The organism is Blastopirellula sp. SH421 (assembly GCF_057808535.1).
Genome location: NZ_CM173712.1, coordinates 42321 through 57170, shown reverse-complemented (window position 1 = coordinate 57170; position 14850 = coordinate 42321). Strand labels below are relative to the sequence as shown.

The window sequence follows — 14850 nt, the reverse complement described above, 5'->3', positions numbered from 1 at the left end:
CCCTTACTCGGCCAAATTAATCGGGCGCTCATCGCGTAGCAAACGCAATAACTCGATCCGATCTTGATCAAGCTTCCCCTCGGCGTCGATCAATAACTCACTGCGACGATCTTCACGCGGCGGCGGCGTGGCGCTCCACTGCTGCAACATCGCCGCGGCGCGCTGTTGCAGCACCGCTTTGTCGGCCAGCGAGTCATACGTAAAGTCGGTGTAGCCAGAGAGCCGATCCTTCGTTTGTCCGGCGACAAAGCGAACCGCCGCATACGGATCATCCAGCAACTGCGCCAAGTATGGCGCCATCCAAGCGGTTCCGCTTACCTCTTGCGCCGCTGGCCAACCGAAATGCCAAGCCAATAGCGCACGCTGTCCTGCGTCACCGCGCACCAGCCACAAGATTGACGCCGCGACTTCTTGCTCTTCTACCGGCAAGTCCGGCATTTTCTGGCCAAACCAGTTGTGCAAATGCTGGGCCGACCATCCCAGGCTTTGATCCAAATGACACAAGTTGCAAGCATTGGGACGCGCTGAATTCCAGTCGATCGACTGACTCATCGGCGTCACCCGCGGACTGTCGATCCAATGACTGCGTGACGCTTTCAACAGGCCAAACGCCGTATGCGGCATATGACAATTGATACACTGACTACCGCTCGAGCCGACGGCGTGATGCGTGTGCGCTGCAACATCGGCGGCGACCGTCGCATGACAATTCGTACAGGCTTGATTGGTCAACGCCTCGGGTTTTAGCTGATCATTGGCCCACTCGCTGGCCGGTCGTAGATCCCCCTTGGCCTGGTGCATCTGATGACACGTGACGCACGAGATCTCCCCTTGTTGAAAACATTGGGAAGCTTGCAGCCCGGTGTACTCGCGGCCCGAGACGCGCACCATGCCGTCCGACCAAAACTTATCGACCGAGCCCTCTGCGAGCAGCTTTTTCGCATTCGCCAACTCTTCGCCGGGGCGATAACTGCAACCCTCGTCATCCATCCGATGCGCCTGGGCGTCGTCAAACGTCGTATGGACGCTGTGACACTGTCCGCAGACCTCCGACGAACGCTGGTGCGTCAGCTTGACCGGATTGACGATGGCCCCTTTCCCTTGCGCAGCGACATGCGCCGCTCCGGGCCCATGACATGCTTCGCACGAGATCGCTAGTTCTGCGACTTCCGCTGGGCGCTGTAGATCAAATTCATGCGCACGGGGATGAGTCGTATGACACTGGACGCAGCGATGGCTCCAAGTCGGCCGCAGTGCGACGCTATCGCGCGGAGGCGTGATAAAGATCGCGTCAACCGGCATCCATTTTTCGGCCAAAATTTGATACGCCCACGGAAACATCCGCAGCGCACCGTCCTCATTGGGGAACCAATAGATCTGCTCGTTGTGCGATCCAGTCGTCATCACAATCGGACGCTCGATCCGCGGATTGGCCTCTGCATCGCCGTACAGATTAGGTAACTCGACCCAGTACTGACCATCCCGCTGCGACACGCGATAGGGTTGGTCATATAGGTTCATCGTGCGCCCATCAAACGGCGCCAAGATCGTCTCTGGCTCGGCCAATTGCGTCATCCGACGATGATGCGACTCACCCCACGATCGGCATTGATCGGCGTGACATTCTAAACAGGACTGTGATCCGATATAGCCATCGGCCACAACTTGCTGCGGTAAGTCGACCGCTGGCGCGATCCGCGTTACGCGTGGTCCGTCGGCGGCAGTCCAAGCGCACGCTAGCAAAATCGCTCCTACAAACAGGAGGATTGGCGCCAAGGTCGTTCCGAGCTGGAGACGTGATGAAGCGCGCATCGCAGGCTTTGCTAGCAAAAATGGGTGGTTTCTTTATTGTAAGTCGCTCCCCAGCGGTTTGTCGGCCGATTTCTCGGAATATGCTTCACGTTTGATACGACCGGTTTCCGAAAAAGGACGACGGGCGATACGCGAGCAGCGCGTAAAACCAGAAAGGGGGGTAACGATGCTCGTCATTATCAGTGATCTACATTTGACCGACGGAACCACCGCGCGAACGCTTGATGCGGATGCGTTTCGGATGTTTGTCGAACGGATTCAAGATATGGCTGTCCGCGCCTCTTGGCGTGCCGATGATCGGTATCGTCCCCTGGATGGCATCGACATCGTCCTGCTGGGCGATGTATTAGACTTGGTGAACAGCGCCGCTTGGCTCTCAGGCGTAGTCCGTCCCTGGTCAAGCGATGCCGCAACCGCCGAACAAACCGCTAGCATTGTCGCAGACGTTTTGCAGCACAATCAAGACGCGATCGCAACGCTGGAGTCGCTGGCCAACCGTGGCGCGATTCGCATTCCGATGGCGACCAATGACGGCAAGCCGGCGTTTGACGTCCAGCTGCAACCGGTTCCGGTACGACTGTACTACATGGTCGGCGACGCCGACTGGATGTTGTATCGCAGCGGCCACGAGATGAACGCGATCCGCCGGAAAGTTTGTTCTGCGATGGGTCTGGCCAATTCGCCGGAGGAGCCGTTTCCGCACGATCCCAGCGAATGTCCTCAGCTGGCTCGCACCTTGTCCAAACATCGCGTCTATGCTCGACACGGCGACGTGTTTGATTCGCTCAGTTTTCGCGGACGCCGCGACGAGAGCAGTTTGGCCGACGCGATCATCATCGAAGGCGCCATGCGGTTTGTCCAAGCTGCCGCCGAGCGATTTGGCGAAGAACTGCCGCTCGAATTGGTTTTGGCCCTGGAAGAACTGACCGACGTCCGTCCTCTGAGCGTTCTGTCGATGATGCTCTCAAACGCGATCCAGCGCAGTTGTGCGGCCAAGCGAACGTTGCAGTACGAGCTGCGCATGCTATGGGATCAACAGATCGAACAGATCCTCGAAGCCTCCTGGTTCCGCTCGCAGCGCTGGAGCGACTCCAGCGAGATCGATCAGCTCGCGTCGCAATTTCTGCTGCACCGCAACGGATCGGACCGAGCGCAAGAATCGCTGCAACCTTCTCTATTGAAGCATGCGTTGACCGAAGCGGAATTTCGCAATCGTCGCGCCAAGTATGTCGTCTATGGGCACACGCATCGCGCGATCGCGACGCCGATGGAAGCAAGTTACGCCGACGGTTTTGTGCTAAATCAAATCTATTTCAATAGCGGATCTTGGCGACGCGTTTACGATACGACGTCGCTCGCCCAGCCTGGGGGACAACTCGTTACCTGTGATTCGCTGAACTTGCTCGCCTTCTACCAAGGGGGCGAACGGCATGGGCGCCCTTACGAAACGTGGTCTAGCATGCTCGGCTCGGCATCGTCGACGGTCCGCCAAGTTCGGGTCGATGCGGCCGAAACGGCTTCACCCGTAGGATCGGTGATTACCACGAAATCGACAAAACTTGATCGCCCCCACTTCTTCCAGTCGGGCGCCGCCGCTTCGCGATTTACCCACTAGGTCGCGACTACTGCTTAAACAACTCCGCTCTCTCTTCGGCAATCCGCAGTTCCGAAACGCTGGGGATTCAACTAGTGGAGGAGTAGATTATTGGTTGTCCGTTAGTCCATTTCGCGTTTGTATCCTTGGGCGAATCTCCACTTATGGAAGCCATCATCATTTACACGACCGCCTCTAGTATGGAGGAGGCCCAGCACATTGCCGACGCGCTGGTTGGCCAACAGCTGGCCGCTTGCGTCCAAATCTTGCCCGGCGTACGCAGCGTCTATAACTGGAGAGGGAAGATCGCGCAGTCCGAAGAAACCCTCTGCATCATCAAGACCGAAGCGAAACGTTTCAAAGCGGTCGCCCAAGTGATTGAACAGATCCACTCGTACGAAGTCCCTGAGTTAGTCGCCGTACCGATCGTGCATGGTTCTATCGACTATCTCAGTTGGCTCAACGATCAAGTCGAAAGCGAAACTTGAACGCCAGCTTTCCGATCTCGCTGCATCCAGACGCAGCCGCTGGACTGTTTCCCGTTAGCTTTGAGCAAGTCGCGGAAATCTGGTCGCAGTGGCCGCGCATGTTTTTTGAACCAGACGGATCGTTCGTCTGGGTCGCCGACGACCACAGCTGGCAATTGGACGGCGTCGTCTATGATCGCGACGACCATGTCTTGCGCGTCGATCTGACCGGCGCCTATGTCGCAGCCCCCTTCGAGCAGCTAGTGCGCACGTTGGGCTGGCCTGCTGCAAAGCTCCGCGTCGAGACGGTCCGCGACGGACAATTTGTCGACGTCGCGCAGTTCCTCCGCAATCTTTCCGCTTAAGCCAACCGGCACAATCGCGACGATCGGCAAAGCCCTGCCGCCAAGAATGCTACGTTTCCTGGTGAAGCGTCTCCTGCTTTTCTCTTGGCGCGTGCACGATAGGCGGCTTGCGGATGAATCCTGTCTCCAGCTACTCCAGCGCAAATCTGATCGTCAATCATGCGGTCGCGCGAAATCTCCACTCGATGTTGGGAGCGCTAACGCAACTCGCTACCGGCAGTCAGATCCACCGCGGCAGCGATGACCCCGCTGGGCTGATCGCCGCGACCACAATCCATTCGCAGCTTGCCACGCACGAAGCGCTGCAGCGGTCCAATCTGTACAAGCAAGCGCTGCTTGACGCCGCCGACAGTGGCTTGGCCGAAGTCGCTCGGCTGACCAGTGACATCCGCGGCAATCTGGTCACCGCCGCTAGCACCACCACCACCGAAGCCGAGCGAGCCGCGCTGCAAATCGAAATCGACAGTGCGATCGACGCGATAGATTTGGTAGGGCAGTCGACTTACAACGGCCGGCCTGTCTTTAGCGGCAAGTCGATCAACGTAAGCTACGGTCCCGACTACTACAGTTGGGATCGGTTGCATCTGCCACAGATCGACTCGGCCACGCTGGGCGATGACCAAGGAGTGCTCGCCGATCTCCGCTCGGGTGGACAATCGGATCTAGCAAGCGGTGATCTGGCTTCGGCCTTCGAAACGTTGAACGCCGTCCAGTCGCGGCTGATCTATGCTCGGGCCGAATATCGCGCCTTTGACCGCTACTCGCACCATTCGATCTACGAATCCCTCTCGAACCAGGGGCTTCAACTCACCTCGATCTATAGCGAACTGCGAGACGCCGATTATCTGAACGCCGCTTCCGAGCTAGCTCGCACCACGCTTTTGGCCCACAGCTCACTCGTCGCCTATCGATCGCTGGCCGCCGTCGTCGATACGCAATACGACTTGTTCGATACGCTCTTCTACTTAAATCGACGCTAGCAGCGCACGATATGAAAGTTTTGATCGATCGCAGTTCCGCCCCTCAAACGCTTCTCTGCCCTGTTTTTCTATAGTCCGCGGCGTGTCGGCAGTTCGCGATCCATTCTTGAATTGATCTTGGCCTGAATTCTGAAATTTGATAGGTAAGCAGCTCCCGCAATTGGAGCGGCACCCAAATCGAGACTATCCTGCCGGCACGGACGCCATGAAGAATCTCTATCTCCGCTTTACCGCTATAGGCAGCGTCGCCTCTTTAGGAGTCGCTGCAATCGTACAATCGGTGCTCTCAACGGCGCAAACCGCCGGGCAACCGGTCGTTGACGCCGCGCAAGAACAAGTTGCGGCGCTCGTCGACGCTTCGACTTCGGCAGCGGCAGACGCTGCGCGCTACGTTCCGCCGATTGTCCGCGGTAATAATGAGAATGATGATCCCGACCAAGCGGCGGCGACCTCGCCTCCGCCGCCTGCTTCGCACCGATTTTCACTGGGCGCCGGCGCAGCCGCCGCGCCAGCTACAACAGCACCACAAGCCGCCGCTCCCCCAACCGGTTTAAGCCGGTTTCTGGGTGGCGATTCGGCCTCTGAGACTTCGGCAGCGCCAGCGCAACCGGCTGCAACCAGCGTCGGCGATACGCCGCAACCGCCGGTTAGCCGCTTTAGCCTTGGCGGCGGCGCATCAACTCCGCCCGTCGCAACTCCGACGACCAATTCACCCACACCGGCCGCGCCAGCCGCTGCGGCGGGTTCACGCTTTCAAATCAGCGATGCCGCTCCTGTCGCGGCCGCCGCAGCAGGGGCTGCTGTTGGCGCCGCAGTTGGCGCTGCTGCTGAAGCTGCCGCCGAAACGGCTCCGACCCCACGCTATGGCTCTGGTTTTAGCAGCGCCGCTGCGAGCGAAGCTCCCACTCCCGCCGCCGCGCTCGGCTCGCCCACCAGCATGGCCGACAATAAATCGCCGGCCGCAGATCAATCGCCAGACGAACAAACGCCCAGCCAACCAGAACCGAGCATGGCGGCGGCGACTCCCCGCTACTCGGCCCCGGCTGCGAGTTCCTATCCCCAGACAACAACCGCAGAGCAGTCTCCCCGCTTCCAATTCAGCAGTTCCGGCGCCGGCTCGGCACCGGTCAGTTCTACTCCGGCGCGCGGCGCCGACATGTCGGATGAAACGCCTGCGGCGACCGAGCGCTATCCGGCGCCTGCATCGATCGGCGGCGTAGCGCCGGTCACGCCTGATAACTATCCAGCGCCTCGTTCGACGCCGACTCCTAACTACAGCACCAACAACAATCGTCTCGGTAGCAGCGGGCCCGCCGTCAGCGGCATCGGCAAGCCTGGCGACGCCAAGCTCGAAGGGCTGCAGCAACCGTCGATCTCGCTCGAAAAACGAGCGCCGGTCGAAATCCAAGTTGGCAAAGCGGCCACCTTTTCGCTGGTAGTCAAAAACATCGGCCAAACCACCGCGCATGATGTCGTGATTCGCGACTCGGTCCCGGCCGGCACCGCGCTGGTCAGCACCACGCCGACGGCCGAAAATGGCGCCGATGGCCAACTGTTGTGGAAGATCGGCCAGATCGCCCCCGGCGAAGAAAAACGTCTCAACATGGAACTGATGCCGCAGACCGAAGGGGATGTCGGCAGCGTCGCGACCGTCTCGTTCGCCGCGCATGCGACCGTTCGCTCGCGCGTCACCAAGCCGGAACTGACCATCGAACAAACGGCCGCTCCGACCGTTTTGATCGGCGATAACCTGTTGTTGGCGATCACCGTCAGCAATCCCGGCACCGGTCCGGCAACCGGCGTAGTGCTCGAAGAAATCGTCCCGGCCAACTTCGTTCACCCGGCAGGCGGCGAACTTGAATTTGAGATCGGCACCCTCAAGCCGGGCGAAACCCGCAGTCTCGAACTCACCCTCAAAGCTGACAAAGCAGGCCGCACGCAAAACGTGCTCGGCATCCGCGGCGACGGCAACCTGCAAACGCAAACCGAACTCAATATCGAAGTCATCGCTCCACAACTACAGATCGCGATGGTCGGACCGAAACTCCGTTATCTCGATCGCCCGGCCAAGTACCAGGTCTCGGTCAGCAACCCCGGCACCGCGCCGGCCCAAGGGATCGACCTGATCACCTACTTGCCCAAGGGGATGAAATTTGTCGACGCCAACAACGCCGGCCAATATGACAGCAACCAACATGCGATCTTCTGGAATCTAGAAGAACTGCCGCCGTCGCAAAGCGGAACGGTCGAGCTGACCGCGATGCCGTTTGAAGCTGGCGACCAAAAGATTCGCGTCGAAGGGACCGCCCGCATGGGACTGACCGCTCAAGACGAAACGCTGGTCCAAGTCGAAGGGATCGTCGCGCTCTTCTTTGAAGTGGTCGACCAGGCCGACCCGATCGAACTGGGCAAAGAGACAACCTACAACGTCCGCGTGGTCAATCAAGGCTCAAAGCCTGCGACCAACGTCCGCGTCGCCGCCATGTTGCCGCCAGGCATGCAAGGCGTTGACGCAACCGGCGCCAGCAAGGGAACCGTCAGCGGCGGAGACGTCGTCTTCGAACCGCTGGCCCGCCTACAACCGAAAGCAGAAGAAACGTTCCAAATCAAAGTGAAAGGCATCGCCGCCGGCGACCAACGGATCAAAGTCCAAATCTCCAGCGACGAGATCCCGCAACCAATCACCAAAGAAGAAAGCACTCGGGTTTATTCGGACCGGTAAGCTTTCGCCGCCAACATAACACCGACCATCACCACGCCGTGAGCAGCAATTGCTGCTTGCGGCTTTTTTTATTGGTCGGGGTACTCTTCGCCCCATTCGATGATGGCGAGATGCATACCATATTTTGCACCAACGTAGGGATAGTCAGCCCAACCTCCCGATGTAACGCACATCCCGTATTCAATGCCGCCTTGATTGTTCGGCTCTTTTGGCGCCCATCCAAAATATTTGAGCGGTCGATTGCGCTCGTCGCGCCATACCCCGTTCCGCTTGAAACCAGCCATCCAATACTTACCACTACCAATTTGCTGCGATATAAACTCCGCTTCCTCCGGAGAAGAGATCGTCAGCATCCGCCCGTGAAGTTGTCTCGCCAACACCCGAGCAAGTGCCAGACTTATCGGTTTCGCGATGAAGCAATATTTTTTTTCATTCCAAGTGATGCATTGCGATAGGATTTGAGGCGGAGGGGAATCGTCAACGTCATTAAAAGGATCTCCCCAATCGTCACCCAAGCGAACTCCGCTTCCACCTTTTCCCAGTTTCAGTTCCAGCTTGTGAAATTCCGTTAGCGAATCAATTAAGAACAGACCTGGTGTTCGCAGATTGACGACGAAAAAGCTGCTGTCAGGGGTTAAGGAAGAGACTCTCCCTTTCCAGTTCAAAATCGGCTCCTCGTTTAGTTTCACATCAATCGTTACGGAATCAAAACGCCCCGGCTTCACTTCAGCGACAAGACGATAACGTTGCCCATTCTTTATAGGTACATTCTTTGCACGCTCGGCATTATTTGGTTTTTGATCCCGTTGTATCTTTCCGTCCACCAATTGCAGTCCAGAAGCTTTTCCGTCTAACCCGGAAACGATGAATTCACACGCCGTTTCTCCCACCGGTAGCGCAATCCCAATACCAGAGTTACCGTTGATTCGAGTAAACTCAAAGGCGATTGAATACTCGCCATCAATCGCATAAGGCGCCATGACCCGTCGTCGATCTCTGGACAAACCGATAATAGAATTCCCTCTTCGTTCCCAAGTCCCGTCAATTACATGCTCGGGAATCTGAATCATTGACAACAAATCAATCCATTGTCCAGTCGGCCGATCGATCACGCCCACTTGCGAGCTGCCGGCGCTCGCACCTGATGTTCCCAGTGATTCACGCAACTGCGCAATCCGTTTCGTCACAAACGCCTTCTCCAGCGGGCTCAACTCATCCAGATGAATAATGGCGTACCACGCTTGCGATTGTTCCTCAATTTTCTTCTTCGTCGCGCCGCTTTCTAACTCAGACACAGTCCACCAAGCGCCGGCAACCTTCGCCGCGCGCGCTGCGCTGGCGTCACGCTCCGCAACGATCGCTAGTTCTTCCTCCGCAGCTGTCTTCCAAGCAGCGTCACTGCCCTTCGCAAGCAGCGGCAGCGCTCCTTCCCAATCATCGCCATAAACTGCTTTCCATTTCCCCAACAGAAGATTCGCTTTTGGATCATCCGGATTGTCGGCCAACACCGCTGTTGCCGTTTTTTGCGCGACATCGGCGTTGTAGCGATCTTTCAATACATTGCGCAAATCCGCCAGTTTGGTAAATGCCTCCGTCGCCGAAACGCGTCGCGCCTCGACAGCCCCTTTGGTCAACCAGCGCCCCGCTTCTTCGTACCGGCCGCTCTTGGCGACTTCATGCACTTGCGGCAACAGCGCATCAATCGCTTGTTCAAAGTCAGGCGCTGATTTGGTCTTTGAGATAAACGCGAGCCAGTGTTCAACACGGTCATCCGGCGTCACGGCGAACTTCGCGTCGTAGGCGTCAATCGCCTTTTGCAGTGTCGCGGCGTCTCCCGCTTCATAGATCAGCGGAAAGGTCTGCTGCAAAATCACAAACAACTCATCCGGCGATTCGGCCGACTTGCCGGCCATCTGCATCAGCCGCGCGATCAACGCCTGCTTTTGCGCCGGCGTGTTCGCCTTTGACACGCCGATCGCCTCGTCTAACAGTTCCAGCACCGCCGCTTGTCGGGCAGCATCAGGCGGCGCCACGTCGTCGGCCAAGAGACGTTGCACCGGCGACAACGCTGTCACGCTGAAGACGAGAGCGGCGGAGATCACGAGGTGGTATTGGATGAGCATGGCAATGCGTTGAGGATGGAGGAGTTGTTTCGATGGCTGGCCACTATTTGTCCGGGTATTCTTCGCCCCATTCGATGACGGGGAAGACCTTTGTATTTCGACCAACATTACCTTCAAAGTCGTGCCAGCCTGCATCGCTAGTCGAATTACGTTGTGCGAGAAAGAATTCGACTCCTCCACCGTTATCCGGTTGTCGGCTTCCCCAGGACCCGATATATCGCAGCGGTCGATTTCTTTCATCACGCCAAACATCGTTACCTTGTCGACGCCAAGCGGCCATCCAAATAGTTTTGTTGGCGGCGATTCTTTGAAAGAACTCTTCTTCTTCCTTCGATGAGATGGTCAACAGACGCCCTTGCAGTGCTCTCGCCAATTGCTGGGCATCAGGTCGTCTCATCGATTGGTTGCTGATAAAGTATTTTCGCCCGTTCCAAGTGACACATTGTGCGAGAACATGGCGGGGCGGAGAGTCTTCAACCCATCCGAAGGGATTTCCCCAATCATCCCCCAGTCGAACGCCGCGGCCATCTCGACCTAATTTCACTTCAAATTTGTGAATTTCCATCACCGAAAAATAAGTGATGATTCCAGGCAATTCGAGAATCGGAAAGTACGTGTTCGTGTGAATCGATAATCTGGTGGAGCTTCCTGACCAATTCAGTAATGGTTTGTTATCCAGTGTCGCCACAATTGAGACTTGATCACCACGCTTGATCTCTACTTCGACTTCAAGGCGATAGCGAGTTCCATTGGAAATGAGACGTCCCTTTGTACTAGCACCTAATTGAGCAGGGATCCTATCGAGCTGCATCCCATCGACAAGTTGAAGTCCATTTTCCGTTCCTCCGTAGCTCGCCACCGAGAAGTCGCAGTTTCGATGTCCGATTGGAAGTCGCAATGAGATGGCGTCTTGCCCTTTCGTTCTGACAAACTCAACGGCCAACGTGTAGCTTCCGTCTAATTTATAAGGAGCAAAAACTCTTGGGCAAAGAGTAGTGTCGCCGCTGAGGATTCCCTCCCTAAGTTGCCATTTTCCGAACATCACATTGTCCGGCACTTGAATCATCGACAATAAATCAATCCACTCCCCATTCGCCCGATCGATCACCCCAATTTGCGGACCGCTCGAAGTCGTTTCCGTCGTTCCTAGCGACTCCGTCAACAACGCCAACCGCTTCGTCACAAACGCCTTCTCCAGCGGGCTCAACTCGTCGAGATGAATAATGGCGTACCACGCTTGCGATTGTTCCTCAATTTTCTTCTTTGTCGCGCCGCTTTCTAACTCGGCAACTGTCCACCAAGCGCCGGCAACCTTCGCCGCTCGCGCTGCGCTGGCGTCACGCTCCGCAACGATCGCTAGTTCTTCCTCCGCAGCTGTCTTCCAAGCAGCGTCACTGCCCTTCGCAAGCAGCGGCAGCGCTCCTTCCCAATCATCGCCATAAACTGCTTTCCATTTCCCCAACAGAAGATTCGCTTTTGGATCATCCGGATTGTCGGCCAACACCGCTGTTGCCGTTTTTTGCGCGACGTCGGCGTTGTAGCGATCTTTCAATACATTGCGCAGGTCGGCCAGTTTGGTAAATGCAACCGTCGCCGAAACTCGTCGCGCCTCGACAGCCCCTTTGGTCAACCATCGCCCCGCTTCTTCGTACCGGCCGCTCTTGGCGACTTCATGCACTTGTGGCAACAGCGCATCAATCGCTTGTTCAAAGTCAGGCGCCGATTTGGTCTTCGAGATAAACGCGATCCAGTGTTCAACACGATCATCCGGCGTCACGGCGAACTTCGCATCGTAGGCTTCAATCGCCTTTTGCAACGTCGCGGCGTCTCCCGCTTCATAGATCAGCGGAAAGGTCTGCTGTAAAATTACATATAACTCATCCGGCGATTCGGCCGACTTGCCGGCCATTTGCATCAGCCGAGCGATCAACGCCTGCTTTTGCGCCGGAGTAGTCGCCTTTGACACGCCGATCGCCTCTTCTAACAGTTCCAGCACCGCCGCTTGTCGGGCGGCATCAGGCGGCGCGACGTCGTCGGCTGAGAGTTGTGGAGAGCTGCCCGCGAACATCGCAAAGATCAAGACAATTTGCAGCAGCGTTCCGGACTGGCTCAATTTCATGACAAGGTCGCTCTGGCTTCAGCGATAAGATAATACAGCGGCGGCAATCGACATCCCCCGCGAAGGAGGGTTCATTCTAGTTGCCGGCCGATAAACGAGTCAACTTGCGGCGCAAGCCAGTAGCTAGACTGGCCGACGTTGAATTTTGCAAAACAAGTATTGACAATGTCTTAGTCTTTCGTTATGATGTACTCATACATTTAAGTTAACGACGCAGCCGGACTGTACAGAAAAAAGGGGAAACTAAATAGAAACAGATCACCTATTCCACTCATCTTTCCGAGAATTCCTAAACTCACCAGCTACTCGGATCTCGATCCAGCAACCCAAGAGGTCGACTTTTTGATGCAGAGCCAACGCACTCAAGCAGGACTACACTGCTAAACCAGCCAGCAGCTTCAACCAATAGGGGGAGGTATGGCGAAACCAGAATATTGAAACGTGTATTGTCCTACTGTCCTGTCCTACTTGAGGTTGCGCTATCGGAGAACAAAGCAAGAATGGAACGCGGATACCACGGATGAGGAACGGAAAACGCGATAAGAACAAACTCTAAAACGTTCACACTAGCCCGCAGCGCCAGCGAGGAAATCGGTCTGGCTACTTCGACCCGGGTTAGAGTCGCCAAGCGGATTTCCTCGCTGGCGCTGCGGGCTAGTGTTCAATCGGTTCGAAATGCGTAACTTCGCTATTCGAGCTTCGTCATTCCTTCGACATTAGGATTTCGACATTCGTCATTTACAACTAAACCTATGCCCAACGAAACTTCCCCATTAATTACCCGCGTCGCCGGGCGGCGCGATCATCCTGCCTGCGCCAAGATCTTTTACGCGGCTCGCAAGCAGGCGTTCCATTGGTTTCCGCCGGCCAAGATTCGGTTTGATGACTTTGAACAAGCGACGGCTGACGAACCGATCTGGGTCGCTGAGCGCAATCGTCAGATTGTGGGCTTCGTCTCGTGGTGGCCGCCAGAAAACTTCATTCACAATCTATTTGTTGCGCCCGACCAACAGCGCCGCGGCGTGGGCGAAAAATTGTTGGCTGCCTGTTTGGCGCAAGTGGGCCGGCCGGCTCGATTGAAATGCAATATCGCCAATGAACAGGCGCTAGCGTTTTATGAAAAACAGGGCTGGCGGCGTGACTCGCAATCGACCAGCCCTGAAGGGCCTTATTGGTTGATGATGCTGGATGCTGAAACCTGAGCAGCCACGCATGTCGCTATCCATTTCGACCTACGTGACTGTTCAAGGCAGAATCTTGCTTAGGCTTGTCCGGGATGGCTCCACATATCGCGATACGGCTTGGTCAACAGCTGGGTCGCTTGTTCATCGCCGGTGACAATTCGTTTCTCGGGATCGTAACGCAGCGGACGACCGTTGAGTCCCATGCTGACGTTCGCCAATAGACAACTTGCGGTAGAGATATGACCTTCTTCAATATCAGCGACCGGGCGCCCTCGGTTTTCGATCGCCACCAAAAAGTCTTGCATATGCAGCCGAGTCGCCGGAGCGGCGTTCAGCTCGATATCTTTTTCGGTCAGGTCTTCAGGGTATTTTTCGCGTTCAAAGAAGCAGTCAAAGTGCAGTGGTTTGCCTCCTCCTTGAGGAATGAAGTCAGCCCGCATCGTGCTGGCTTTCAGCGTTCCTTTTTCGCCGTAGATAAACAGCGCCCATGGATAGTCAGGATCCGTCGGAGTCCCCCAGCTGCGATGCGTCCAAACCGCGTCGAAATCGTCATAGGCGAAGGTCGCCGTTTGCGTGTCGCTGATATTCGATTTGCCATCTTTCTGCACGTAAATGCCGCCGTTCGACGTGACTTGATTGGGCCAGCCCAGTCCCAGCATCCAGCGCACCGTGTCGAGCATGTGAATGCACATGTCTCCCATGATGCCGTTGCCGTACTCAGTAAAGGTGCGCCACCAACGGCGATGCGGCAGACCATCGTAAGGTCGCAACGGCGCCGGACCGGTCCACATTTCGTAGTCCAAAAAATCAGGAACCGATTCTAGCGGCGGATTGCCGTTGGCCCGCATGTGGTAGTAGCAGCACATTTCGACGTGGCCAATTTTTCCCAACAACCCTGCTTCGATCACTTGCTTTTTCACGTCGATCAGATGCGGCGTGCTCTTGCGCTGGGTGCCAACCTGGACGACGCGGCCATGCTTGCGCGCGGCGTCTACCATCGCTTCGCCTTCGCGGACATCGCGACTGATCGGCTTTTGACAATAGACGTCGGCGCCGGACTCCATTGCGGCGATCGCATGCAGCGCGTGCCAATGATCGGGCGAACCAACCAACACGATGTCGAGATCTTGCTCCTTTAGCATTTCACGATAGTCGCCGTAAGTGCGCGGCTTTTTCTTCGACGCTTGACGCTGACTGGCGATCTCCACCGCGCCGGCCAGCATGTTTTGATCGACGTCGCAGATCGAGACGACATCAACCGGCGCAACCTGGATCAACCGCCACAGATCGCTTTTGCCATACCACCCGGCGCCGATCAAACCGACTCGCTTGGGAGCATCGGCGGCTACGGCATACGCGCGCGAATGAAGTGAAGCCAGCGTCAACGCGGCGGCGCTGGAAGTGAGAAACTGACGACGCGGGAGCGAAGAGGAAGAGTTTGCCACGGCGTTCTCCAAAAGTTGGGGCAGACAAGGTGAACGACT

10 protein-coding genes are annotated in these 14850 nt (G+C 56.6%); 6 read left to right on the top strand and 4 right to left on the bottom strand.

Features of this window, described 5'->3' with window-relative positions; translation table 11 throughout:
- Positions 1-3 precede the first annotated feature (3 nt).
- Positions 4-1812, bottom strand: a complete 1809-nt coding sequence (locus SH421x_RS00215) for a cytochrome c3 family protein (RefSeq protein ID WP_488853279.1) — start codon at positions 1810-1812, stop codon at positions 4-6.
- Positions 1813-1978: 166 nt separating this feature from the next.
- On the opposite strand from SH421x_RS00215, the gene SH421x_RS00210 reads away from it, so the two are divergent.
- The 5 genes from SH421x_RS00210 (at position 1979) to SH421x_RS00190 (ending at position 7940) form a co-directional block, all read left to right on the top strand.
- Positions 1979-3427: a hypothetical protein gene (locus tag SH421x_RS00210; RefSeq protein WP_488853278.1), complete on the top strand. Its 1449-nt coding sequence runs from the start codon at positions 1979-1981 to the stop codon at positions 3425-3427.
- A gap of 143 nt (positions 3428-3570) precedes the next feature.
- On the top strand, positions 3571-3894 hold the full coding sequence (gene cutA, locus SH421x_RS00205; protein WP_488853277.1) for a divalent-cation tolerance protein CutA: 324 nt from the start codon (positions 3571-3573) through the stop codon (positions 3892-3894).
- Positions 3891-4238, top strand: coding sequence for a hypothetical protein (locus SH421x_RS00200; protein WP_488853276.1), 348 nt, complete (start codon positions 3891-3893; stop codon positions 4236-4238). Before cutA ends, SH421x_RS00200 begins: the two co-directional genes overlap by 4 nt.
- Before the next feature lie 113 nt (positions 4239-4351).
- Positions 4352-5218: a flagellin gene (locus tag SH421x_RS00195; protein ID WP_488853275.1), complete on the top strand. Its 867-nt coding sequence runs from the start codon at positions 4352-4354 to the stop codon at positions 5216-5218.
- 205 nt (positions 5219-5423) lie between these two features.
- Positions 5424-7940, top strand: a complete 2517-nt coding sequence (locus SH421x_RS00190; RefSeq protein ID WP_488853273.1) for a hypothetical protein — start codon at positions 5424-5426, stop codon at positions 7938-7940.
- Positions 7941-8008: 68 nt separating this feature from the next.
- Here SH421x_RS00190 and SH421x_RS00185 read toward each other — a convergent pair whose 3' ends face one another.
- Together SH421x_RS00185 and SH421x_RS00180 are read right to left on the bottom strand one after the other, a co-directional pair.
- Complete coding sequence (locus SH421x_RS00185) at positions 8009-10063, bottom strand: C-type lectin-like domain-containing protein (protein WP_488853272.1); 2055 nt, start codon at positions 10061-10063, stop codon at positions 8009-8011.
- Between the two features lie 43 nt (positions 10064-10106).
- Entirely contained in the window at positions 10107-12182 is a 2076-nt protein-coding gene (locus tag SH421x_RS00180; protein WP_488853271.1) for a C-type lectin-like domain-containing protein, read from the bottom strand.
- Between the two features lie 752 nt (positions 12183-12934).
- On the opposite strand from SH421x_RS00180, the gene SH421x_RS00175 reads away from it, so the two are divergent.
- Positions 12935-13384 carry a GNAT family N-acetyltransferase gene (locus SH421x_RS00175; RefSeq protein WP_488853270.1) on the top strand — a complete coding sequence of 150 codons (450 nt, stop codon included), beginning with the start codon at positions 12935-12937 and terminating at the stop codon, positions 13382-13384.
- A 59-nt stretch (positions 13385-13443) separates the two neighbouring features.
- On the opposite strand, the gene SH421x_RS00170 is transcribed toward SH421x_RS00175, so the two are convergent.
- On the bottom strand, positions 13444-14811 hold the full coding sequence (locus tag SH421x_RS00170) for a Gfo/Idh/MocA family protein (RefSeq protein ID WP_488853269.1): 1368 nt from the start codon (positions 14809-14811) through the stop codon (positions 13444-13446).
- Positions 14812-14850: the final 39 nt, after the last annotated feature.